This is a genomic window from Methylicorpusculum sp. (assembly GCF_030651835.1).
Taxonomy (GTDB): Bacteria; Pseudomonadota; Gammaproteobacteria; order Methylococcales; family Methylomonadaceae; genus Methylicorpusculum.
Window position 1 is genome coordinate 96,313 of record NZ_JAUSBX010000011.1, and the last position, 25,027, is coordinate 121,339.

Annotated in this window: 21 protein-coding genes; 6 read left to right on the plus strand and 15 right to left on the minus strand. The window is 45.6% G+C overall.

What is annotated here, in order from left to right:
• Positions 1-13: 13 nt before the first annotated feature.
• Together pyk and Q7V32_RS01565 are read left to right on the plus strand one after the other, a co-directional pair.
• Complete coding sequence (pyk, locus tag Q7V32_RS01560; RefSeq protein WP_304895232.1) at positions 14-1,453, plus strand: pyruvate kinase; 1,440 nt, start codon at positions 14-16, stop codon at positions 1,451-1,453.
• A 570-nt stretch (positions 1,454-2,023) separates the two neighbouring features.
• Positions 2,024-3,436, plus strand: coding sequence for an undecaprenyl-phosphate glucose phosphotransferase (locus Q7V32_RS01565; RefSeq protein WP_304895233.1), 1,413 nt, complete (start codon positions 2,024-2,026; stop codon positions 3,434-3,436).
• 102 nt (positions 3,437-3,538) lie between these two features.
• Here Q7V32_RS01565 and Q7V32_RS01570 read toward each other — a convergent pair whose 3' ends face one another.
• From Q7V32_RS01570 to Q7V32_RS01575, 3 genes are all read right to left on the minus strand, one after another.
• Positions 3,539-4,660, minus strand: coding sequence for a VanZ family protein (locus tag Q7V32_RS01570; protein ID WP_304895234.1), 1,122 nt, complete (start codon positions 4,658-4,660; stop codon positions 3,539-3,541).
• Positions 4,661-5,391: 731 nt separating this feature from the next.
• Positions 5,392-5,655, minus strand: a complete 264-nt coding sequence (locus Q7V32_RS20765; protein WP_370691398.1) for a DUF1778 domain-containing protein — start codon at positions 5,653-5,655, stop codon at positions 5,392-5,394.
• Between the two features lie 214 nt (positions 5,656-5,869).
• A complete protein-coding gene (locus Q7V32_RS01575; RefSeq protein ID WP_304895235.1) occupies positions 5,870-6,076 on the minus strand; it encodes a hypothetical protein in 207 nt (68 codons plus the stop codon).
• Between the two features lie 221 nt (positions 6,077-6,297).
• On the opposite strand from Q7V32_RS01575, the gene Q7V32_RS01580 reads away from it, so the two are divergent.
• Positions 6,298-7,413 carry a response regulator gene (locus tag Q7V32_RS01580; RefSeq protein WP_304895236.1) on the plus strand — a complete coding sequence of 372 codons (1,116 nt, stop codon included), beginning with the start codon at positions 6,298-6,300 and terminating at the stop codon, positions 7,411-7,413.
• A 664-nt stretch (positions 7,414-8,077) separates the two neighbouring features.
• Here Q7V32_RS01580 and Q7V32_RS01585 read toward each other — a convergent pair.
• From Q7V32_RS01585 to Q7V32_RS01625, 9 genes are all read right to left on the minus strand, one after another.
• Complete coding sequence (locus tag Q7V32_RS01585; protein WP_304895237.1) at positions 8,078-8,479, minus strand: hypothetical protein; 402 nt, start codon at positions 8,477-8,479, stop codon at positions 8,078-8,080.
• A 264-nt stretch (positions 8,480-8,743) separates the two neighbouring features.
• Positions 8,744-9,232, minus strand: coding sequence for an NlpC/P60 family protein (locus Q7V32_RS01590; RefSeq protein WP_304895238.1), 489 nt, complete (start codon positions 9,230-9,232; stop codon positions 8,744-8,746).
• A gap of 182 nt (positions 9,233-9,414) precedes the next feature.
• Complete coding sequence (locus tag Q7V32_RS01595) at positions 9,415-10,233, minus strand: OmpA family protein (protein WP_304895239.1); 819 nt, start codon at positions 10,231-10,233, stop codon at positions 9,415-9,417.
• A 224-nt stretch (positions 10,234-10,457) separates the two neighbouring features.
• Positions 10,458-10,946 (minus strand): CinA family protein, encoded by a 489-nt coding sequence (locus Q7V32_RS01600; protein ID WP_304895240.1) that lies wholly within the window; start codon positions 10,944-10,946, stop codon positions 10,458-10,460.
• 298 nt (positions 10,947-11,244) lie between these two features.
• Complete coding sequence (locus tag Q7V32_RS01605) at positions 11,245-11,652, minus strand: ketosteroid isomerase-related protein (RefSeq protein WP_304895241.1); 408 nt, start codon at positions 11,650-11,652, stop codon at positions 11,245-11,247.
• A 113-nt stretch (positions 11,653-11,765) separates the two neighbouring features.
• A complete protein-coding gene (gene miaA / locus Q7V32_RS01610; protein WP_304895270.1) occupies positions 11,766-12,689 on the minus strand; it encodes a tRNA (adenosine(37)-N6)-dimethylallyltransferase MiaA in 924 nt (307 codons plus the stop codon).
• Between the two features lie 20 nt (positions 12,690-12,709).
• Positions 12,710-14,527: a DNA mismatch repair endonuclease MutL gene (mutL, locus tag Q7V32_RS01615; RefSeq protein ID WP_304895242.1), complete on the minus strand. Its 1,818-nt coding sequence runs from the start codon at positions 14,525-14,527 to the stop codon at positions 12,710-12,712.
• Positions 14,528-14,837: 310 nt separating this feature from the next.
• Positions 14,838-15,764, minus strand: a complete 927-nt coding sequence (locus Q7V32_RS01620; protein WP_304895243.1) for an HDOD domain-containing protein — start codon at positions 15,762-15,764, stop codon at positions 14,838-14,840.
• A 14-nt stretch (positions 15,765-15,778) separates the two neighbouring features.
• Positions 15,779-17,185: a sigma-54-dependent Fis family transcriptional regulator gene (locus tag Q7V32_RS01625; protein WP_304895244.1), complete on the minus strand. Its 1,407-nt coding sequence runs from the start codon at positions 17,183-17,185 to the stop codon at positions 15,779-15,781.
• Between the two features lie 431 nt (positions 17,186-17,616).
• Between Q7V32_RS01625 and Q7V32_RS01630 the strand changes: the two genes are divergently transcribed.
• Positions 17,617-18,414 carry a PEP-CTERM sorting domain-containing protein gene (locus Q7V32_RS01630; protein ID WP_304895245.1) on the plus strand — a complete coding sequence of 266 codons (798 nt, stop codon included), beginning with the start codon at positions 17,617-17,619 and terminating at the stop codon, positions 18,412-18,414.
• 79 nt (positions 18,415-18,493) lie between these two features.
• Here the strand turns inward: Q7V32_RS01630 and Q7V32_RS01635 are convergent, their stop codons facing one another.
• The 3 genes from Q7V32_RS01635 to Q7V32_RS01645 form a co-directional block, all read right to left on the minus strand.
• The gene (locus Q7V32_RS01635; protein WP_304895246.1) at positions 18,494-19,879 is read right to left on the minus strand and encodes an N-acetylmuramoyl-L-alanine amidase; all 1,386 of its coding nucleotides are present in this window, start codon (positions 19,877-19,879) and stop codon (positions 18,494-18,496) included.
• A 98-nt stretch (positions 19,880-19,977) separates the two neighbouring features.
• Positions 19,978-20,409 (minus strand): tRNA (adenosine(37)-N6)-threonylcarbamoyltransferase complex ATPase subunit type 1 TsaE, encoded by a 432-nt coding sequence (tsaE, locus tag Q7V32_RS01640; protein WP_304895247.1) that lies wholly within the window; start codon positions 20,407-20,409, stop codon positions 19,978-19,980.
• A complete protein-coding gene (locus tag Q7V32_RS01645) occupies positions 20,406-21,872 on the minus strand; it encodes an NAD(P)H-hydrate dehydratase (protein WP_304895248.1) in 1,467 nt (488 codons plus the stop codon). The genes tsaE and Q7V32_RS01645 overlap by 4 nt, the downstream gene beginning before the upstream one ends.
• A gap of 60 nt (positions 21,873-21,932) precedes the next feature.
• On the opposite strand from Q7V32_RS01645, the gene queG reads away from it, so the two are divergent.
• Both queG and Q7V32_RS01655 read left to right on the plus strand, forming a co-directional pair.
• A complete protein-coding gene (gene queG, locus Q7V32_RS01650; protein WP_304895249.1) occupies positions 21,933-23,015 on the plus strand; it encodes a tRNA epoxyqueuosine(34) reductase QueG in 1,083 nt (360 codons plus the stop codon).
• A gap of 188 nt (positions 23,016-23,203) precedes the next feature.
• Positions 23,204-25,018 (plus strand): murein L,D-transpeptidase, encoded by a 1,815-nt coding sequence (locus Q7V32_RS01655; protein ID WP_304895250.1) that lies wholly within the window; start codon positions 23,204-23,206, stop codon positions 25,016-25,018.
• Positions 25,019-25,027 lie beyond the last annotated feature (9 nt).

The following is a 25,027-nucleotide window of genomic DNA, read 5'->3' on the forward strand; positions in this document are numbered from 1 at the left end:
TTCAACCCCCTCTATGCTAAGAAGAACCAAAATATTGGCCACACTTGGACCGGCAACAGACAAACCCGGCGTCCTTGAAGAACTCTTCAATGCCGGACTCGATGTCGTCAGATTAAACTTTTCACATGGCTCTGCACAAGACCATATTGACAGGGCTAATCAAGTCAGAGCATTAAGCAAAGCAACGGGGCGTCGGGTCGGCATATTGGCTGATTTGCAGGGCCCGAAAATCCGCATTGCACGGTTTAAGAACACCAAGGTTTTGCTCAAAGAAGGCCAAGCCTTTGCACTTGACATGAACCTGCACATTAACGACGGCGATGAAACCCAAGTAGGCATCACTTACAAACCCCTGGCTAAAGAAGTCAAACCAGGAAGCCGATTGCTGCTTGATGATGGAAGAATCGTTCTTGATGTTGTCAAAACCGATGGCTCGCGCGTGGATTGCGAGGTAGTTGTGGGCGGTGACTTATCCAATAACAAAGGCATCAACTTGTTGGGTGGTGGTCTATCTGCCGCAGCCTTGACCGAAAAGGACAAAGAAGACATTAAAACCATTGGCAAAATCGGTTGCGATTTTGTCGCCGTGTCTTTTCCTCGTTGCGCCGCCGATCTTCATGAAGCACGCGAACTGCTATTGGCTGAAGGCTGCCATGCCGGCATCGTCGCAAAAGTAGAGCGCGCTGAAGCACTGGAAGTGATTGATGAAATCATTCTTGCCTCGGACGTGATCATGGTGGCTCGTGGAGACTTGGGTGTGGAAATCGGCGATGCTAACCTGCCCGCCGTACAAAAACACCTGATTAAACGCACGCGGGAACTGAATCGTGTGGCCATCACGGCAACACAGATGATGGAATCCATGATCGAAAACCCTATCCCAACCCGGGCTGAAGTATTTGATGTCGCCAACGCCATTGTTGACGGTACAGACGCCATCATGCTCTCTGCTGAAACCGCATCCGGTAAGTACCCGGTCAAAGCGGTGGAAGCGATGGTGCGGATTTGTATGGAAACGGAAAAGCAGCCTAGCGTCAGGGTTTCGGATCACCGTCTGGATGTTCAATTCGACCGTGTTGACGAAGCCATCGCAATGTCTGCCATGTATATGGCTAATCACACCACGATCAACGGCATAGCCACATTGACTGAATCCGGCTCCACGCCTTTGTGGATGTCCAGAATCAGTTCGGGCATTCCTATCTTTGCGTTCAGCAGCCAAGAGGAAACTCTGGGAAAAGTAACCTTGTACCGGGGTGTTTTTCCGTTTTACTTCAAAAATGACCAGCTGGATCATGCAGAAGTCAACCGGTCCATCGTAAATCGTCTCCGCAAACGTGGACAGGCCAAAAATGGAGATAAGTTTATTATCACCAAGGGCGACCTGACCGGTATCGAGGGCGGCACTAACGCACTAAAAGTCATAACTGTCGGTGAAGGTTTAACACCTTAAGCTGATAATCTTATACGCGGCCGGTTTCTATATTACCGGTCGCGTATCTTATTTTTACCCAAAAGTCACTCAACCTTTAGACCGAATCAGATGATATAGGTCATTACCGATTATCACTTTTTGATGTTCTTTTTTACAGAATGCCCAGAATAGGTCGAAATTAAGCAGCCCGTCATATTTGCAAGCTACAATCCTAATAATAAAAATAATTGAAATTCAGTTTGCCGGACGACATTCCCTATTTGAGATGACATTAAGCCAGGAGATTCGCTCTTTTGGACTCTCATCGGCGAGAAAAATGCACTTTTAAAGAAAAATCCAACATAATTGAATAGCAGAAAAATAGTTATTTCCAGAAAAAATGCGGATCAATTCACAGTTTGACCGGCTAATTAACCTTAACTTTATATTCAGCCAGTCATTGATGGCTTATGGTTTGCAGCACTTTATTCTGAACGCGTCAGGAAATATTCTATGATTCGCCGGTATATCAACAACCTGTAAAAGATGGGTACTTTCCCGAAACATAAAGTAAATTGAAGTAATAAATTTAATTTTTGGTATCACCTTATGACGAGCTTAGACAAAGGATTGATAAGACAATTTGACACCCAACTAAAGGCCTTATTCCGCCTTTCTGATATGGTCATTATTTCTGCTGTATTAGGCGGGATTGTTGAATACTACTATCTGGAATGGGACACCAACTATTCTCTGTGGCTTTTGTTATCCACATTAAGCTTTGCATTTTTCGCAGAATTATTAAGAGTCTACGATCGATTTAGAGGCAACAGCTTCTCCAGCACAGGACGCAGCCTTGCTTTATCATGGATCGGCGTTATTTTTGTCATTTCTATGGCGCGATTTTATTACCCTGTTATCGATGAAGATCAGGAATTTTACTTCATGGTTTGGGTTAATCTTGCCCCGTTAACCTTATTCATCTGGCATTTTACCATTTTTACCGGCCTCACCCTGATCCGGTCTTTAGGCAGAAATTCAAGAACCGTAGCCATTATAGGCTCCACCCGCCTGGGCCACGAAATTGCGCAAATCATAACCGCTGAAAGCTGGCTCGGACTTAATCTGACAGGCATATTCGACGACAGAAGAATTAAACAAAAACAAAGAATATTGGCAGAAAGCCAAGATCTGGCCGGCAATATTAACGATGTCGTCATCAGAGCAAAACAAGGCGAAATCGACATCGTTTACATTACATTGGAACTCAAAGCACAAGATCGGATTAAGTTTATTCTGGGTGAACTGGCCGATACCACCGTTTCCGTATTTTTTGTACCCGATCTATTTGTATTTGATTTATTGCGTTCCCGTTGGAGCCATTTAGAGGGCATCCCAATCGTCAGTATTTACGACACGCCTTTTTACGGGATAGATGGCGCAGTTAAACGTATGTTTGACATCATCGCTGCATCCATCATTCTGATCATCATTGCAATTCCCATGCTGATTATCGCCATCAGCATCAAATTGACCAGTCCCGGCCCCATCATCTTCAAACAACGGCGGTACGGCTTTAAAGGTGAAGAAATACTGGTTTGGAAATTCCGCTCCATGACTACCTGCGATAACGGTGACAACGTCAAACAAGCCACACAAAATGATGCCCGCATCACCAAGTTGGGTGCATTCTTAAGACGCACGTCATTAGATGAACTACCTCAGTTTATCAATGTATTGCAAGGCCACATGTCGATCATCGGCCCCAGGCCCCATGCCGTTGCCCACAACGAACTGTACCGGACCAAAATTAAAGGCTACATGCTGAGACACAAAGTCAAGCCGGGCATTACCGGTCTAGCACAAATCAAAGGCTACCGGGGCGAAACAGACACCCTTGAAAAAATGGACGGCCGTATCAGATACGACCTTGAGTACATCAGTAAATGGTCGCTTTGGCTCGACATCAAGATATTCTTTTTAACTGTGTTTAAAGGATTTATAAGCAGCAAAGCCTATTAGTGCCGAAGACAACTGTTCGTGCTAAGCCAAACGCTGTATGAAGAGCTTGTAACTCTCTCACTTGCAAGGTGAAGCTCCAAAACAACAGCAATAATGATCCATTCATTTAAAACTAAAATTTGACCTGTTTTTCTGATTTCCATTCAAGCGATGCCATAACCAAGCTATCAGACATCCGTTTATGATGCCGCCACTATCAATCAAAACATCACCCAACTGGGCGGTCCGTCCGTCCATAAACAACTGCAAAACTTCGCTAATCAAAGCAAACAACACCAAATAAGCCAGCAGAGAAGCTGTAGATTTTTTATAAGGCCGGCCGCCAAAAACAGCAATTGATAGCAAGGTAAACAGCATAAAATGCCCGACTTTATGTATGTCCAGTTCCGGCAAATGCGGATTCAAGTTAAATGATTGCGTATTGTTGAATTGAGTGGGAATGTAGGTGGTAGATGCCACGGTATCAGATGCTGTGATTGCCGCTCCCATTGACTCCTTCATACTTTCCGGCATAAGAACCCCGACAATAACCCCTATCCCCAGCAATAGAACAAAACCATGTTTTACACTACTGAATCCGGATTTAAAAAAGGGAACAGTTACCCAGAACAAAATGACTACCCAGATTAGCATCAGTGCTAGCCGATAGTCTCTGAAAGCAGTTTTAAGCGTTACAGGATGCAAGCTGATCGACTTTATCCATAGACTTCCCGTACTCTTGATAACCTGCGCAGCCACCATTATTTTTGATACATCACCAGGAATCGCAAAAACCTTTTCGTGCCGCCGCCAATCACGACTACCTTGCTGACGCACCAACACATGAGGAAGACTGTACATCGCTTCACCTGCAGCATTAAAGGAAACCAAAACTATTCGGGCAGTTTTCCAGCTAGTGTCGCCATTGATGATATCTTCAGTTTTTATCTCGCAGCCTAACTTTACTAAACGAGTATGTCCGCTTGGGCGGATAAACTGGGAAATGAACGCGGATTCGATCGGAACAGTCGTTTCCAGTTTTGCAATCATTTCGTTATTCAAAGCAAAAATACTGACATTACCGGTGTGTTGCCAATGAGCCAAGCCTTTGCTGAAATCCGCATTTTCAATGAGCTCAGGCCCAACAAGTTGGTACCTTTCGTAACCATTAAAAAACAATATCGAACAACAACTCATCAATATGAGCATTGAAATTTTGAAGATAGCGGAATTTAAGCAGGACATGGCTTATAAGAAACGAAAGGAAGATGCGCTTACGCGAGGTGCAAGCAAGTCGAGGAACAATTACCCATCAATCATGTAAAAAAGTCAGTTTTCGGTATTGACTGTCAGCTATGGATTAGCACACCAACAGCCGGAATTGAGGTGAACTTCACTTTTAGGTCGAAAGATGACAATCAGGAAACTATTAATAGGATGATTTCCAGTGTTTACTTTTTCAGTCATTTTAGCTTAAGTAATGGAATTATAATCAATGACAAAAATCGTACCCTTCTGTTCAAATGCGACCTAGGGTTTAATGGAAGAAGTCAGGTTACTTTTACCACTAAAGCTGATTCGTGAAAACGTTTGTTAGACACGAAATACTGTTGACGGCAGCAGTAATCGATCAGACTGACCCGGCAATGATATACAGCCAAAATGCTGGTAAAAACCAACAGTAGCCTTGTTTTTAGCATGAACAACGTTGCCGACCACTGCCAACGTTGTAGTGACGCTTATCACTTTTTGGCAGGCATCTACCAAAAGAATTGACCCTAAACCTTTTCCCTGAAAGTGGCTGTCTCAGGCCAGCGCCCAATCAGCTCAACTGGAACAGGATAATGGGGAAGCGTCTTGGCTAATGACAGCGGCAAATCTGAGCAACTCACGCTACCTGTGCTCAACGTATAAATCCAGCCAATCGATCAGCATCATGAACCGAAGTAGCAATAAATACTCTAGCAACATTTCGTTTAATGCCTTGTAAAGGCCTTTTTCAATGCGGGAGTGGGCTGTGTTTGGACATCGAGTACTGCCAAAAGCCACGAAAATCCTCTGGTCGTAACGTAACACTTTCGTTCGCCTGTACAACTTTCTCTACGGAGGTTATCGCGTGGAGATAGCACGAACTCAGAAATACTGACATGAGAGTAAGTAGCCGCTTTGTTGAGCAATTCGCTTGCACGAATATCCCAGCGAATATTAAGAAGGTTTTCTTCGACAGTAGAATTTGCCATTCGAAAATCCAAATTTATTTATATACTGTAATTGTGCGATTATTGTGAGTTCAGTTCAAGAGGTATCTGACGGCAGTATACTATGCCAGCTCCAGACCAAAACTTTTAACGACGACTTTCCGTCTTGATTAAGGTTGTTCTTTAGAATTAACTGTCCGTTTAATGATGAATTGTTGTCATTAAATCAGATGGAACAATTGGCTGAAACGGGGCGTTATGAAAAGCTTTGCATAACGGCAGCAACTCTCAATTTGAAGAGAAAAAAGGGCTGGGGGAAGCGTTTTGAGGATGTCGGCAGCAGGGATGCTGCTGTCAAGCCCCCATGGAAGGGTTTACGGCGTTCCTCAAAAGGCTTTTCCCAGCCCAAAATGACGCCGAAAAGATCAAACTGAGAATTGCTGGCATAACGGCGGCCAAACAAACTGTCGCCGAACAGCACCTGTTACAAAGACGCAAACTGGCTTTATTTAGGACTAACCAAGGTAAGGGTTTTGTGGATTATTTACAATAAAACGGACGGGGAAGCCAGATACCTTTTTTGCTATTGCGTTGCTAATCACTGTTAGACTGTCATCGAGTGGATCACATCCAGACTCAATTTAACTCCCGCTACAGAACCGAAACACTTTTGCACTGAGCCTGATGAAACCTCAAAAACCAATCGCTATATTATTGACGCTCAGCCTGATTCCGTTGCTATGGACCTTTCTAGGCGTTATTTTGATGTTTGTAAGCACTGATAAGATTGGAACCTTATCTGAGGCCTTATCCAACTTGCTGCTGATTTTTTTAAGTGCTTTGCTAATCGCTTTATTACTTAGTCGGTTTTATTCAGGCAAGCTCAAACGCATCATGGATGGGCATGCAGAAAACAGAGACACGAAGGCCAAACAATCCCAAGATATCAGCAAAGAAACTCAAGCGACCCGTTTAGGCAGATCCGCTAACGAGTTAATGGCAAAAACAAATGTTAGCCAGCAGTCTTCCGGGATTGGACTCGTTGAAACCGGCCACCGTAAACTTGAAGTATTGATTGCCGATGACAACGCGATCAACCGTTTATTACTTCAGAAACAATTGGAACCTTATGATTTATGGGTCACGGAAACCAAGGATGGCACCGAAGCCCATGACGCTTTATTAAAAAAACGTTTCGATCTGGTGCTCCTGGATTTGAAAATGCCCGGATATACAGGCCACGAATTGATCAAAATCATCAGAGCAAAGGAATCACTTAACGTGGATACGCCTGTCGTTGCAATAACCGCACATGCACAAAAAGAACAATTAAGCGGCATTATCGCTGAAGGGTTTGATGAATGCCTGATCAAGCCTGTTTTACGCGAACACTTGGACGAAACGCTGAGCTTATGGCTGCCGATGTCCCTGGAAACAGATAAAAAAAGGGGCTATGCCGAACAACTGCTTGCCAAGACTCATAACGACACTAACCTGGCCGCGACATTATTAACAAAACTTTGCGAAGAACTGCCTCAATTATCCGCTCAAGCATCAACCCTGTTTAACAAGAAAGACTTTCATGAGACGCGCAATCTTATTCACAAGCTTCATGGATCGGTCAGTTTCTGCGGACTGACGAACTTTCAAGCTATTGCACGTCAAATTGAGGACGGATTGTTGTCTCAAAATTACGCATCGATAGAAACTGACTTTCAGCAACTTAATACGCTAATACAACACTTATTGGACATAAAGCAGGAAATCCTAAACGTTATTAATGGCGAAAATTCGCAATAGCGCCAGCAATTCTCATTATGAAGGGGAAAAAGCTTTTTGAGCATGTCGGCAGCAGGGCAGATTTTTATTCCGGATAAAGTCTGAATTCCACCCTCCTTGGCGGTCAGATGCTGCTGTCAAGACCCCACGAAAGGGTTTACGGTGTTCCTCGAAAGGCTTTCCCCAACCCAAAATGACGCTAAAAATATCAAGCTGGAAAAGGCTGCAATAGTGCCTAATAAGTTTCAATATTTATTTTTATTTTTTACGAACAACTCAAACTCGCCCGGCGGTAAGGGCCTGCTGAAAAAATACCTTTGTACTTCATCACACCCCTTCTCTGTCAAATATTCAAGTTGCTCTGAAGTCTCGACGCCCTCGGCTTCATGAATGACTTCGCGCGCAAAAGACTGATCGATCTTAATCGTGTAAATAGTGAACCGCTTCAGATAATTTAAGAATGAATGCCGGTACCGAAATCATAAATTGACATCCGGATGCCTGCTTCATAAAGCCTGTTTATTATTGCAATGGCACCAAAACGCAGCGCACTATAGCCTGATTACACAAACTTAAGGCCGCATAAAAATGATTGATTTGCGTTGTTTTTTTCATTGAAGCTGTGGCAGGAAATGTCTTGCAACGATGCGATCAGTTGCAGCGGTCTAGCTTCAGCGTCTCGTAATCATTTGATGTTGAAAAGTACATCAACGGTTTTCCCGCATTTGGTAATCAAGCGTATATCGAACTGACATGACTCGGCTTCTCCATTCAAAAACGAGTGTAGCTCAAGATTTTGCTGCCTTTGCTCCGATTTTCCGCTTTTCTCCATTACCAAAACCTTATCGAGAGAACGATGTGGTTTCAACAGCCTCGGCAAAAAAGCAAGTAAGCAACTGCTGGTCATAATTACACTCAAAACCATCAGAATTTCGGTAAAACCTTCTTGCGGTAAATCGTTTAAAACCCGGGAAAAAAGATAGCCAAAAGCTGCGATCCAGATACATAAAAGCGCAGCGTAAAGAGTTTCGGTAAAATCGGACTTACATAAAGAATATTTGTTCTTCACCGCATTATTCTTATTCATATTGCACGGTTCACGGTATCTGTCAGCCTTGAGTTTAGTTTCAGACTGGCTCGATATTCAATCACCTGTAAGCCGATCCCTGTAGACATCCCAGGAAATTAACACTTAACAGCGTTGTTGGGGCTATTAGACAAGCCGAGGAAAAAGATGAAAAAAATATAAAATGAGATCTCTACTCTTTATGCTAATCTGAATTAATCCAGTTTTTCTGATGGAAGTTTCAGGCAGAATGATGGAACTCAATCGCAATTCTACAACTTATCTTTATCCAAGCACTCGGACTGACTTCCAGTATTTACTCGCCCAATATCGGTCATCCAGACTGGAAATAGCGACGCCTTTGGTAGAGGATACATGCATGAATCGTCTGCGCTCTAGATAAATGCCGACATGGTTTTGCGTGGGCTCGGTCTTGAAAAACACCAGATCACCGGCTTTCAATTCATTCTGGCGAACCGGAAAACCGGTTTGAGACTGATGACCGGAAGAGCGGGGTAAACGAATGCCTAGCTTTTGCTGATAGGTCAAATAAACAAAGCCTGAACAATCAACACCTGTTTTCGATAAGCCGCCATTTCTGTAACGAACGGATGCCCATTCCTGAAACTGCTCATAGAACAGTTTCTTTAATACAGGTTCGGAATAGGTCAAACGCGGCACCGGTACCTCCGGTTTATTTGGCTGACTGGCGCATCCAAATAACATCAGTGCCGGTAAAATGATCTGGATCAATTTAATTAACAAACAGCGCATGGCGTTGCATCACGGGTCAATAAACATAAGAAAGACTATACCGCAGGGTCAATGCCAATAAACTAAAATTTTTGGCAAAACCGAAACCAATGAACCGCAAATTAGGTGCTGAATTACCAGCACCTAAAGATTGCTGAAACCAAGAGCCCTGCACCACTAATACAACCTCATCGAATATAGACTTACCTTGGATAGACCGGTTGCTGTGGATACTGCTGTTGCGGAAATTGTTGTTGTGGGTATTGCTGCTGAGGGTAGCCGCCTTGTGGGGGGTAGCTTTGCTGTTGCGGATAACCTTGTTGCTGCTGTTGTTGTGGGTAAGCACCTTGAGGTTGCTGCTGAGGCGCAGGCGTTTGATTTGCCACGATGGCCAGTTCGACACGTCTGTTGATAGACCGATTTGCCTCACTGTTATTCGGAACTTTGGGCATGGATTTACCCATACCTTGCTGGGTAATCCGATTATAAGCAACACCGCGTTGAGTCAAGTAATTGGAAACACTAGAAGCTCTCTGATCCGATAGCTTTAAATTGTAACTTTCACTGCCTTTGTCGTCAGTATGGCCGGTAACGCTGATCCTGGATTCAGGGTAGTGATTCAACACATTAGCAACAGAATCCAGCGCCGTAAAAGCCTGGGGCGTCAGTTGAGCAGAATCAAAACCAAAAGTAATATTGTCAGGCATGGTCAGATTGAGCGTGTTTTCTGCCGTTCTCTGCACTTCAATCCCTGTACCCTGTAATGATTCACGCATTTCCTGCTCCTGATGATCCATATAAGCGCCAATCCCTGCACCCAGCAAGCCACCTGCCAAGGCTCCCCATCCTGCGTTTTGAAGATCATTTCCTCCAAACAATGTTCCCGCTCCAGCGCCCACTGCGGCTCCAATACCGGCCCCTTTAGCCGTTGTACTGATTCGTGACTCTCCTGTGTAAGGATCTGTCACACAACCTGCCAGCAAAGTTGAACTGATAGCAAACATGACCCATTTATTTTTCATATGAACATACCCGAATAGTTAGAAATAGTTGGTCAACATCGAAATTGGCAACTGATCTTGCCAAAATCAAAGTGATAGCCTAGAAAATAAAAATAAAGCTAAGCTGAATAAAAAGTTTTATGCTGCAGGCGACCAGGCAAATGGACATTGACATTATACTTTTTTAACCCGAAAACCTCGAAACACAAGTCATCTAGCGATCTTATGCCAAAAAGCCGGAACGGTCATAAACGCGTATTTGATATCAAAATTTTCAGCGCCTCTATAACAGTTTGTTGCCTCACTTCACTTCGACCGCCGGAAAACAAGAATTTTTGACAGAAAATCTCATTGCGAATAGAGGCCCAAGCAATATAAACAGTTCCAACCGGTTTTTCCTCGGTCCCGCCGTCTGGCCCTGCAATACCTGTTACAGCAACCGCTTGTGTCGCCGAGCTGTTTTTCAACGCACCCAAGGCCATCTCTGTCGCTGTTTCAGAACTGACCGCACCAAATGTTGCCAATGATTGCGGCTTAACGCCTAACATTTGAATTTTCGAAGCATTGCTATAGGTTACAAAACCTCGATCAAACCAAGCAGAACTCCCGGGGATCTCGGTCAACGTTTGGGCAATACCTCCGCCGGTACAAGACTCGGCAGTAACAATGACCTCGCCTTTACTTTTGAAAAGGACGCCTAAATCTTTTGCCAATCTAACTGAGTGAGTGTCCATTAAGCCTGATTGAAAAAATGAAAGGTGAGATAGCTAGCTAATGATTATAACGATATTTCAGCTCTAACTTTTTTTCCCTAGTCGACCGCATCATGTCGGCAGGGATTGCCGAAATCCAGACCCCATGGACAGCCCGAAGCTTACCCTCCTTGGAGCTGGATACCCGTTTACAGACGGACATGACGGGTTTATGTATTTAGCTAAAACAGCTTGCTAATCAGGTAATGATTTGTGCCTCAACCGGCATGAGGAAATGAGAAAGCTATCCTTCTCATTTCCACTTCATCCGCTTGCTTGATTAACCGCTAACTTGTGCGATCCAATCTTTCAGATTGTAATAGTTGGTAATACGGGCTACTTTATTGTCACGGATTTCAAAAAAAGCACCCGCAGGCAAACGGTATTTCTGACCTTCCGCTTCCGGCAAACCTTCATCCGTTTTTAAATATTCACCCAAAACCACAAACTCAGCCGCGGCCCGCTTTCCATCTGCAGATGCCATGATTACCATGTCAACCAGCTGTTCTTTATAGTTATTATTCATACAGGCCATGAACTGTTTAAACGCCGCCTTGCCGACTTGGCGGTCGCCTTGATTGATGTCATGCACCACATCATCTGTCAACAGGCTTAAAAAAGTATCCATATCACCCGAATTGAAAGCGTTGTAGTAATTTTGTATGAGGTTTATGGTTTCTTGATTCATATCTATCTCGAGTAAGTTGAACTTTAAACGGGGTATTTTATAGTTTTAAACCTGAGTTCGCCTAACAAAAATGGCGACAGACTCGATGAAGAGTAACTATTATTTTTCTAAAGTCATGACAAAAACGGCCTTAAATGCTGCAAGACCTGCTCTACCAGGTTTTCCTCTGCTGATTCAAACCAATGCGCATCCGATTCCCTGCGCAGCCAGGTAAACTGACGCTTGGCTAACTGACGGGTGGCGGCAATACCTTTTTCTACCATTGTTGCGTAGTCATCTTCGCCTTTAAGATAAGACCAAATCTGACGATAGCCCACAGCCCTGATGGAAGGCAGTTTTTCGCTCAGGTCGCCTCGCTGAAAAAGCCCCTTCACTTCATCGATAAATCCCTGATCCAGCATCTGCATAAATCGTTGCGCAATCATCTGATGGAGCTGCTTACGGTCATCTGGAGCAACAATGATTTTGGCCATTTTAAAAGGCAAGCTATTGGCTTGACCGGCCTTGATTAAATCGCTGATCGGCCTACCGGTTAGCTCATACACTTCCAATGCTCGCTGGACGCGTTGCGGATCGTTAGGATGAATACGCAGAGCTGCAACAGGATCAATGAGGGCAAGGCGCCTGTGCATGGCCTCTTTGCCCAATTCCAGGCAGTCTTTATCCAACCGGTTTCTTACCGCTTCATCAGCCACAGGCAATTGTGCCAATCCCTGGGTCAACGCATTGAAATACAGCATGGTGCCGCCTACCAGAATCGGCAGTTTGCCTCGAGCCTGAATTTGATCAATCAAGCTCAGCGCCTGATTCCGGAAAGCGCCTGTTGAAAACGATTCGGCTGGATCGATAATATCAATCAGATGATGCGGAATTTCAGCCCGCTCAGCCAGACTCGGTTTAGCCGTACCTATATCCATCCCTTTGTAAACAAGGGCCGAGTCGACACTGATTATTTCGCCGTTTAAACGCCTCGCCAGTTCCATTGCCAAAGCCGACTTCCCTGATGCGGTCGGCCCCATGATGCCAATCACGGCCATTTCTTCCTGTTTAAACAAGCCTACTGACCTCTTAAAAAAAACTTGTCCAGATCGGACTTCGTCAATTCAACCCAGGTCGGACGACCATGATTGCATTGCCCGATTCTTTCTGTTTGCTCCATATCTCTCAAGAGTGTATTCATTTCGTCGATGGTCAGTTTACGTCCGGCCCTGACAGCACTGTGACAAGCCGCTGCGGCAAGGATTTCATTGATTTTTTCCTCAACCTTCAAACTCGTCTCGTGCTCGATAAAATCGGCTAAGACGTCGCGAATCAATGCCTCCATATCCGCGCCAACCAACAGTGCCGGCACTGATCGCAAAGTGACACTTTCCGGGCCCGAGCGGTTAATATCGAAACCCAGCTGATAAAAAAAGTCATGCTGATCTTCAGCCAATTCGGCTTCGTGGCCGGTCACTTGAATAGTAATTGGCAATAATAAAGGCTGACTGACAATATTTCCTTGTGCAAATTGCTTTTTAAGCCGCTCATAAGTTACCCGCTCGTGTGCCGCGTGGGTATCAACCAGAATGATGCCGGAAGGCGTTTCCGCGAGGATGAATATATTATGCAAATGCGCAATGGCATAGCCTAAGGGCGGCTTCGTCTGGTCGGCTTGTTGATGCCTGATCTCTACGGGTGCCTGATCAATCGATTTCTGATAAAGCGCCGTGTAGGCTTGTATCTGTTCTTCCACATAAACAGGAAGCGGCGCCTGCTGAGGCCGAGATGAATAACCCGAGTCTCTACGAGGCGGTTGAAATTCCCGGGGAGCAGTATTTTTTTCAACGGGATAAACATCGTCAACGGTATCGATCTGAGTCACCCGATGTTCCGGCCGAATATCAGCTAATGACCGGTGCAAGGCTTGAAACAGAAAATCATGGACCAAACGCCCTTCACGAAACCTGACTTCCAATTTGGCCGGATGCGCATTGACATCAACCAAAGCCGGATCCAACGCAAGATAAAGCACAAAGACAGGATGACGCCCTTGATAAAGCACATCCTGATAGGCTTGCTTGACGGCGTGAGAGACCAGTTTGTCTTTAACCAGCCGCCCATTGACATAAAAAAACTGCATATCTTGCTGACTGCGTGAAAACGTAGGCAAACCCACCCAACCCGACAATTGCAGTCCGGATGCAGCAAAATCGATTTTGACTGAATTTTCGATAAACGCCGCACCGCAAACGTCGGCAATTCTGTGCTCTTGCTGTTCGTCAGTCAGTGCGGGTTTTAAATTGAACACTTCTTTTTGATTATGGGTAAGTTTAAAACCCATTTCGAACCGGCTTAGCGCCATCCGTTTTATCAACGTTTCGATGTGTGCAAATTCGGTTTTTTCGGCTTTCAGAAATTTTCGGCGCGCCGGTGTGTTGTAAAACAGGTCGCGCACATCCACGGTTGTACCCGGTGGATGGGGATCCGGCTGTGGATCAAAATCCGTTTCCGTACCATCCGCTGAAACGCGCCAGGCGCAATCGGCCTCCGGCCGTCTTGAAATAAGTGTGAGCCTGGCTACAGAGCTGATACTGGGCAAGGCCTCGCCCCGAAACCCCATGGTCGCAACATGTTCCAAATCATCCAGTGAAGCTATTTTACTGGTCGCGTGACGGGATAATGCCAGCGGCAGATCTTCCTTATCGATGCCGCAACCATCGTCCCTGATTTTTATCAATCTGGCTCCGCCTTGTTCAATATCGATAGAGATCTGCCCGGCACCGGCGTCGAAACAATTTTCAACCAATTCTTTAACAACAGAAGCGGGCCTTTCAACCACTTCCCCGGCAGCGATTTGATTGACAAGTTGGGTAGGAAGCGCGTGTATACGCATAGAACAGCTAATCCAAACAAAAGGGCTATTTTATCTGAAGTGACCTTTGAATGTAGTTCTGATTTAGGAAGACAGCAATTCCCAGTTTAATGATAAAGACGGGGCGGTGTAAGCTTTGCGGGGATGTCGGCAGTAGGGGTGCTGCAGTCAAGCCCCCATAGATGGGTCTACGGCGTTCCTCGCAAGGCTTACACCTCCCCACAAAGCCACATAAAAATTCAAACTGGGAATTGCTGTTAGGAAGAACTGGTAAACTGGATTAAAGCATTATCACAGCTAAAAACTGAATAGATTACACTTTTAAATGACCTCAACTGCCCACCAGACTCGCCGCTGTCGCTTTAATATCCGGCAAGACGTCGTTAATGTCATTCAACGCGGATTCGCAGATTTTTAGATCCAAGCCCAACTCAACGAAAACATCATCCTCACAGTGTTGATTCTGAGCATCACCAATCCCCAGCTTGCCTAACAAGGAATCCGTTAAATAAACCAGAAGATTCAGCAAATAATGCTCTCCCCGGTAATAGGGATTATGGTGATGATAAACAATATCAAGAATGGGTTTGGGCATTGCCCAACTGGTCATCAACCATGCCCCTAGCTGAGTGTGATCAACACCAAAAGTAAACTGCTCAATATTAAAGGTATTCAGCGTGGGATTGACCGAAATGATTTTATTCAGATACAGAAACTCTTCAGGGAACTCATGTCCCAGCAAAGGAAAACCGATGTTATGCATCAGAGCGGATAAAAATAAGACATCCGGCCGAGTTTGTTTCTCCAGCATCAATTGCCGGTTTAGCTGCTTAATCAGGCGCGTTCCCGCCAAGGACTGCACCCAAAGCATTTCTGTGCCGATAACGCCGTGTTTAGGCGCCCGAAGCGGTTGCAATGCACTTAAACCCAAAGCCAGGTTCATCACGAAATCAAAACCCAATACACGACTGATAGCGTCTTTGACCGTCGTAATCTTGCCCCGGAAGCCATAGAGCGGAGAACTGGCCCAACGGATGACCTGTGTTGTTAAAATCGGGTCCAGTTCAATAATGCTTGCCAGTTTGGCCGCATCAGCCAGAGGATCGGCAGCCAATTTTATGACTTTTTCGGCGATGCCCGGCAATGGCGGCAGTTCTTTAATTTTTGAAACTGCACTGCGCATATCTGAAGGATGCGAAAAATGCTCCAGCGGAGCGGCAATATTTGAAAGTGTCCAATTAATTAAAGTTGCATCCATCATATCCGGCCATTTCAATTTAAATTCAAACGATTAAGTTTTCTGTACAACGTTCTTTCACTAACATTCATTTCAGTTGCAATCAATTTACGATTGCCTTGGTACTTACCGATCAACTGCCGGATAAACTCGGCTTCCATAATTTCCATAGGTGTCAGGTTTTTACTCTCAGCCCCTGATCCGGAAAAACCATTGGCCGTTACGTTTACTGAAAAGTCTCCGTCAAAATGAGGGGTACTTTCCTTCATTGGATTAATGTAGGACTGTTGACCCATGGACTGTCCTCTTCTATCCAATTTCATAACGTTTGAGTCTTGAGATTGACGCCGCATTATCAGAACATCCAAGGCTTCAATTTGATCATTCTTGCAAAGACTTGCGGCCAATTGTAAGCAGTTTTTAAGCTCACGAATATTCCCCGGCCATTTGTGATTATTCAGTTTCATTAATGCATCAATAGAAATTCTGAACGTAAGGTTTTCTTTTTGACCGATCTGTTCAAGCAAATGCTGTACCAATAAAGGCATATCCTCGCTTCTATCTCTTAGCGGGGGAATTTCAATCGGAAAAACAGCAAGCCTGTAAAATAAATCCTCCCTGAACCGGCCTTCCTTAACCATGGCGGCCAGGTTACGGTGAGTAGCACTAACGACTCTGACAGTGGACTTTAAGGTTGTCGTGCCACCGACCCGTCTAAACTGACCACTCTCAAGAGCCCTTAAAAGCTTGGGCTGCAATGACAGTGGTAATTCACCGATTTCATCCAGAAATAAGGTTCCCTGATTAGCCAACTCGAACAAGCCTTTTTTTACGCCTGCCGCACCGGTAAATGAGCCTTTTTCATGACCGAAAAGCTCACTTTCAAACAAGTCTTCATTGAGTATGGTGCAATCAACAACAACAAATTCTCCATTGGCATTTTTTGACTGGCGGTGAATGTACTCGGCAGCCAGCTCTTTTCCTGTGCCGGTCTCGCCGTTAAGCATCACCGCGGCATGTGACTGGGCGGCTTGCTGCAATTTGGTTTTCAGCTTCAAAAATCCCGGTGATGTCCCAATCATTCTGGGACTTTCGGTCACAGAACTGGTTGTGCCCGAGATAATCAGCGACTCTCCCAGATACAACTGACCATCCGAGTCAAGCAGCGGATAGCCTCGCACCCTTAACAAGCGTTGCTCTTGGTTATCCAGTTTGTCAGCATAGAGCCCCACATAGGGCTCTATGTTCTTAAAAAGCAGCGAATGCCTGCACTTTCCCGATTCATGACAACAAGGAAGACTCATCCGTCTCTCGCGACTCAAGCCAAAATGCAATTCCCAGGCCTTGTTGACGGCAACCACATTCAACGAAGCGTCGATTATCACAAAAGGAGTGTCGTGCGTTTCTAATAAAGATTCAAGCGTGACTGAATTTTTTAACATAACGCCAGTGAAGTTAAGTCCTTAAAGGTTTTATCTCTAAAATCATGAACAGACATCAATAGGCCAAACGCCTGAATAGCCATCTAAAAAACAATCTGACATGTCACACACCTGCACAGCAAATCTCAGTTTGATCTTTTCGGCGTCATTTTTGGCTGAGAAAAGCCTTTTGAGGAACGCCGTAAACCCTTCCATGGGAGCTTGGCAGCAGGATCCCTGCTGCCGATATCCTCAAAAAGCGTCCCCCAGCCCTTTTTTCCCTTCAAATTGAGAATTGCTGACACCTGCATGACATGATTGACTTTGCAAATGACATATCTGTCAGTCCGGTTTCTAATTCTAGCCTATGAGTCAGGCAAAACCAGTATTTTCAAAATTGGCATCAATTTTGATTAAGAGTAATTATTCAAAACTTTTTACCGGAAAAACTCATGATCAAAAACACTGCAATGATCCTCGCCCTGTTTGCTAGTTCGATGCTAGCGGTTCAAGCCAGCATTACTGTCGACGGCAACTTAAGTGACTGGGGTATCAAACGTAATGGTAACGCAAATGACTGGACACCAAACCCAGGCATTCATTTTACTGTTGAAGATCAAACTGGAAAGTTATCAGATTATCTCAATCCCGGCTATGGCGGTCAGGCTTATGATGCAGAAGCCTTATATGCCTATTTGACTGACACGCATTTATTTATTGCAATGGCAACGGGCCACAATCCCAATACGCCTAATGATCCATCAAAAAACAGTTACGGCGCCGGAGACTTTGCCATCGACTTCGGCTTGGACGGAACTTATGAAGCGGGTATCAATGTAAAACCGGATTGGGATACGTTTGGAGTTGCTAATGGCTTATACAAGGTTGACCAATGGGCCTATGGTTTGTGGAATGACACACCCGGGTATTTAAAATCGGAACATCCTACCGCCATTATGTCCGGTACTTTGTTAGGTATCGCGGACATGGTGATCAGTAGCGCGCAAACGGGTTATGGGCAGTGGTCATCCGACACTCACTATTTTTATGAAATCGGTTTAAGTCTTGATTTGTTGAGACAAGCCGGCTGGAACGGATCCAGTTTTAATATTCATTGGACTCAAATGTGTGCCAATGATTCTATCATCGTTGATCCACCGGCAAACGTTCCGGAAGCAGGCAGCCTGATGTTGATGTCACTGGGTTTGTTTGGTATGAGCTGGGCGCAGAGAAAAAAAACGGGTTTTTAGATTACTCAATCCCCTTGCTTAAACTGAGCGATGGGCAAGTTCGTCATGAACTTGCCCTTTTTTTATTCTTGGATTCGACTTATAAATTATCGCTTCCTGTACTTGCAACGCGTGTTTCCATCGGTGAATAGTGCTTGAAATAACTATCGATGCCGTTAAACACGGCTCTGGCTAACGTATCCTGGTGCGCGCTATTTCTTAGCCGCTCCTCTTCCGCTGGGTTGGAAATAAATGCCATCTCAACCAGAATAGAGGGCACATCCGGTGATTTCAAGACTAAAAACTCGGCTTTTTGAACTGCATTCTGATGAACCTGACCTGCTTTTTTCAAGCTTTTCAAAATAGTCGAAGCTGCGTTAACACTGGCTTCCTGGGTAGCTGTCTGCGAAAGATCAAGTAAAACCTTAGCCAATACATCATCTTTATCAACCAGACTGACGCCTCCGATCAAATCGGCTGCATTTTCCTGATCCGCCAGCCAGCGCGACGCCTCATTACTAGCCCCTGCAGTAGACAGTGTAAAAACCGAGGCGCCTTGAACATCAGCCTGTTGGAAGGCATCAGCGTGAATCGAAACGAATAAATCAGCATTGGCGTCTCTTGCGATATTCATACGCTCTCTGAGACTAATGTAATAATCTCCTTTTCGTACCAATACCGCTTTCATCCCTGATTTTGCGTTGATCATACCCGCCAGTTTTTTGGCAATAGCCAAGGTCACTTCTTTTTCATGCGTTCCTTTGGGGCCATGAGCACCAGGATCTTCACCACCATGTCCGGCATCAATCGCGATAACGATATCCCCGGCCCTTTCAGCAACCGATTTTGTTTGCAGTAGAGGTTCCTTTGACTCAACTTCTTTTTTTACGGATACCGTTTCTGCTGGTAAAGAGACTTTTTCAACCGGAGCAGGAACAGGCGTAAGTTCTTTCTTTGCAACGTTTACAGGGCTTTCAGAAACAGAGTCCTTTTTGGCATTACTTTCTACCTTAACCGGATTCTCTGTTTCTTTGGTCACAGCAACTGATACCGGTTCACTGGCTGTGCCGGTTTTAGCCATACGGGGTTTGGATGCTTTATCCGGATCAACACCTTTGGGGAAAAAATCAACGATTAATTGATGGCCTTTATCTTTTCCAACCGAAACTGGAGAAATTCTGGGGGTTCCGGATTTTTTCAAATCAATAACCACTCGCAAATCACCATCATTACGCAGAGCGCTTCTTACTCTTGAAAATAAGGGATGATTGTTTGAAGGTTGATCTAATGGCCCTGATAAGCTCACATTTTTGAAATCGATCACCATACGCGGAGGGTTATCCAGTAAAAAAACCTGTTGCTCAGACTTTGCCGTGAGATCAAAAACCATTCGCGTGTGATCGGACGCTATCCAGTGGTGTAATGCATTCAAACCCGCCTGATCTGCATGAACACATAATGCAATCAATTGCAGTACCGGAATCATTAGGAGTTTCCAGATGCTACGCATATATCTACCTGAAATAATAATAAACTGGATTAAAGTATAACAATATGTCTTTGTTTTTTCATGTCAGTTTGGAATTATTTTTTTACGCCCTCATTCCGCCACTCCATTTGCATCGAACGGCCATACCCCCTTAAATCCAGACGGATCATCAGGTCAGCCTCAGGCAAAATGCCCTGCCCCATTTCGGGCCATTCAAACAAACAGACCGCCTCCTGCGCCAGATAATCTTCTATGCCCATCCAGATCAATTCTTCAGGATCCTTGATTCTATACAAATCAAAATGAAACAGAGTGCGATGGCCGACTACATACTCCTCTACTACTGTATATGTCGGGCTTTTGACCACCCCCTGGTAACCGGCAGCTCTTAACAAGCCTCTTATCAAAGTCGTCTTACCCGCCCCCAGCTGACCCTGCAGGTAAATGATGCACTTTTCCGGCAACAGTGACCATAAACCAGCACCTGCCGCCTCGGTTGCTTCGGTATCTTCCAGTTCAGCAATCACTCGTTCACCAACCGCCTCAAATAAGGCATCAAATCCCTCGCCAACAAACCTCTTTCACCACCCGCTTGGGCCGCCAAATCGGCCGCGAGACCATGAATATAAACACCTTGCTCGGCAGACTCCTGCAGACTGAATCCTTGCGCAATCAAACCGCCAATCACTCCGGAAAGCACATCTCCCATACCCCCCGTCGCCATACCGGGATTACCGGTCGGCGAAATAGCGATATCTTTTGTATTGGCCACTAAAGATCCCGCGCCTTTTAATACCACTAGACCGCCATAAGCCTTTTGCATTTCACTGGCAGCATAAAATCGGTCTGCTTCAATAGCTGCAATCGATGCAGTCAACAATCTTGACGCCTCTCCGGGATGCGGGGTCAACACCCAGTTGTCACGGTGGATAGTCGCCCTTGACAAAAAATTGAGTCCATCCGCGTCAAGCACAATCGGCTTGTCAGACTGCAAAACCGCATCAAACAAAGACCGCCCCCAAAGCTGAGAGCCCAGCCCGGGTCCCAGCACAATAACACTGGCCTGCTTGATTCGCTCGCTCAATTGATAGGCGTCAGCGATACCGTGGCACATGATCTCCGGCCTATCCAGATTCAACGTCCAGGCATGCTCCGGCCGTGTTGCGACACTCACCAGACCCGCCCCTGTTCTCAGCGCGGCTTCGGCGGCCAATCTTGCCGCACCCGAAAAACCGTAATCGCCACCGACAATCAATACATGGCCGTTTTTTCCCTTATGAGCACAGCGACTGCGCTTGACAAACGGAACACGCATCAAACGGCGCGCTGAGCAAGCCTGTCTTTCGTAAACCTGGTGAGGAATATCGAGATCCGAAAAGAGGATGGTTCCACAGAAATCCGCCGCATCGCCGGTAAACAGACCTTGTTTCAGTCCTACCAGGGAAACTGTGTAATCCGCTTTGACAGCCGCCCCCATCACTTTGCCTGTATCGGCGTTCAGGCCTGAAGGTATATCCGCCGCTATTACAGGACAAGAAGAATTATTGATTGCCTCAATGGCTTTTTCATAACTCCCTGTAACAGGCCGATCCAACCCTGAACCTAATAAGGCATCCACAATTAAATCTTCTGTAACAGCACAATCCGGCGTGAATGGTTTACATGTCCCGCCAGCAAAAGTGTAAGCCTCAAAAGCCAAGCCGGCATCGCCTTTAAGCGTTGCACCGTCAACAACCGGGTACACACTTACGTTCATACCCGCTTCCAATGCAAGCCTGGCAACCACATAACCGTCCCCGCCATTATTGCCGCCGCCACAAAAAACAGCCCAATTCCGGCAATCCGGATAGTTTTCTTTTATGGTATTTAAAATAAATAAGCCGGCCCGAGTCATTAACTCATAGCCGGCAATACCGAACTCTTCGATCGCAATACTATCGAACGTTTTTACTTGATTGACACGATAAAGTTCTATAGGTAGATCTTGCATGATATGTTTACATAAATTGTTAAAGCCGGATTAAGTATTGATTATTTTCTATTATTTGCCATGAACAAACAAACATTCACCGATTTTTCCGGACTAACCCATCAAATCAAGTCATGGGGCCTTGAGCTAGGCTTTCAGCAAGTCGGAATTAGCGGCACCGACCTCAGAGAAGCCGAACAACATCTTGAAAACTGGCTACAGAATGGCTATCAGGGCGAAATGAGCTACATGTCTCGGCATGGCCTTAAACGGACGCGACCGTTACTGCTGGAACCCGGCACCCAAAGTATCATTTCCGTTCGAATGGACTACCAGACCGAAGCCGGTCCGGACATGACTCAAAACCTGGAAACGCCTCTCGCTGCTTACATATCCCGCTACGCATTAGGCCGCGACTACCACAAAGTATTACGGTCACGTCTGCAAAAACTGGCCGATAGAATTCACGAAATAACTGGGCCTTTCGGTTATCGCGTGTTTACCGATAGCGCTCCGGTCATGGAAAAGGCGATTGCCGAAAAAGCAGGCCTCGGCTGGATTGGTAAACACAGTAATCTCATCAACCGGAAAGCCGGATCGTGGTTTTTTCTTGGTGAAATTTACACTGACTTGCCCTTGCCCGCTGATGTGCCTGCAACATCTCACTGCGGCGACTGCGTTGCCTGTATCGACATTTGCCCAACCCGGGCCATTGTGGCGCCTTATCAGGTTGATGCCAGATTATGCGTGTCCTATCTAACGATTGAATTACAAGGATCAATTCCTGAAGCGCTGAGACCGCTGATCGGAAACCGGATATACGGCTGCGACGATTGCCAATTGATTTGCCCCTGGAACCGTTTCGCGAGATTGACTTCAGAACAGGATTTCAGTCCCCGCCACCGGCTTAACAGCAGGCAGTTGATGGATCTTTTCGGTTGGGATGAAGCCGCATTTCTAACGCATACGGAAGGCTCGGCGATTCGCCGGATCGGGCATAAGCGCTGGTTAAGAAACATTGCCGTCGCATTGGGAAATGCGCCTCCGTCTGAGGAGATAATTGAGAAACTCAATACACAAAGCTCGCACGAATCAGAGTTGGTTAGAGAGCATGTCACATGGGCTATCGGCCGCCAGCAGGAAAAACTCCATAAATCAGCTTGATGATACAAGGGGGAAAACACCCTGTCTTAACCTGAAAACCCTCTTTAAAAAACAGGTTAAACTGGCTTTAAAAGCCAGCTTAGAGTATCTTTAGAGGGATTTATCGCCTTACTAATTTAAGAAAAAGTTGCCTCAAAATGCATAGAAAATATAACTACGTAACCAACCGATTCGCAATACTGAGCTGCGTGTTTTTATTCATATTTTCCGCTCATGCCAATGAGAGCAGCTTTGAAGATCAAATCAGGGAGCGTTTTGAATCAGCCATGGCCGGAACGCCTATGGTCGTCAAGCAAAAAACCCTGCATGCCCAAGAGGAAATGATCAGGTTTTATTCTGAACGCCTTTATCAACCCGCCTGGAGTAACAGCGAAAAACTGACTCCCTCGATTCAAGCGCTAAGACAGGCGCTTGCGCATACCGAAGAGCACGGCATGAACCCCGAGGTTTATCACACTTCGGCGATTACAGAATTATTAACCGAACTTAATAGTGGCACAGGCGGCTCATCCTCATGGGTTGATCTTGATTTGCTGCTGACCGATGCCTTTCTGACTTATAGCTCTCACATCCTTTTCGGCCAGGTCAATCCTGAAACGTTAAGACCCGAATGGCGAGCCGGAAAACGTTCAACCGATTTACTGGGACTGCTAAAAAGTTCATTGGAAAACAACAGTGTTGAAGCATCGTTGGCACAACTGATTCCCCGGCACGCAGGCTATCAGTCATTACTCAAAACGCTTTCCGAGTACCGGAGTATTCAACGCACAGGCGGATGGACTCGGGTTCCCGAGGGACCCAAACTCACCAAGGGTGCTAGTGACAACCGCATTATTCCTCTGCGACAAAGACTGATCGCGACCGGCGATGCCTCGCCGGAAAATGACACCAAAAGTAAAATCTACGATGAAACACTAAAACTGGCCGTAGTGCGCTTCCAAAAACGCCACGGCCTTGATGCGGACGGAGTAATAGGCACGGCAACTCAACAGGCTTTGAATATCAGTGTCGACGAACGCATTGGACAGATTATCGCCAATCTTGAGCGTTGGCGATGGCTTCCGTCAGACCTTGGCCCACGGCATATTATGGTCAATATCCCCGGCTATAAATTGACCATGAAAGAAAATGACAAGACTGTTTTGGAAATGCCGGTGATTGTAGGAAAAATCACCCGGGAAACCCCTATTTTTACCGAAAACATGACTTATCTTGTCATCAATCCCACCTGGACTGTGCCCAAAAGCATCGCCGGAAAAGACAAATTACCTATCCTGAGAAGGGACCCTTCTTATCTAAAACGCCACAATATGGTGCTTTATAGTGGTCAAGGAGCCAATGCTGTAGAAATAAATCCTTATTCGGTTAACTGGTCGGGCATCAATCCCAACAACTTTCCTTTCCGGATTGTGCAAAAACCCGGACCAAATAACGCATTGGGAAAGATCAAATTTATGCTACCCAATAAGCACAATGTTTATCTGCATGACACCTCGGAACCCACTCTTTTCAAGAGAAGCGAAAGGTCTTTTAGTTCAGGTTGTATTCGTGTTTCACAACCCCACACTTTGCTGAATGTCGTACTCGAAAATAACACCCGTTTGGCACCAGAAGTCATTCAGAATGCGTTAAAAAGCACTGATAAAAAAACAGTGACACTCCTCAATCCCATCCCTGTCCATATTTCTTACTGGACAGCATGGGCGGATGAGGACGGCTCTGTTAATTTCCTTAGAGACATTTATGACCGTGACCGTCAGTTGATGAGTGCGCTGGAAAAAATAACGTCGGTTAAGCAAACTCCTACGCTTCCCGTTCCCACGCCTGAACCGCCCAAGGCCGACATGGTGACAGAGCCGTCCCCTGAACCTCCAAAAGCGGCTATTCCGACTGAGGTTGAGGCTGTTGCACCGCAAGCCATACCCGCTGAAACTAAAAGCTTACGCTTTCCTTTTTTCTCATTTGGCAGAGATAAAGAACCTTTGAAAGAAGAAATGCGTTGATCCGTTCAA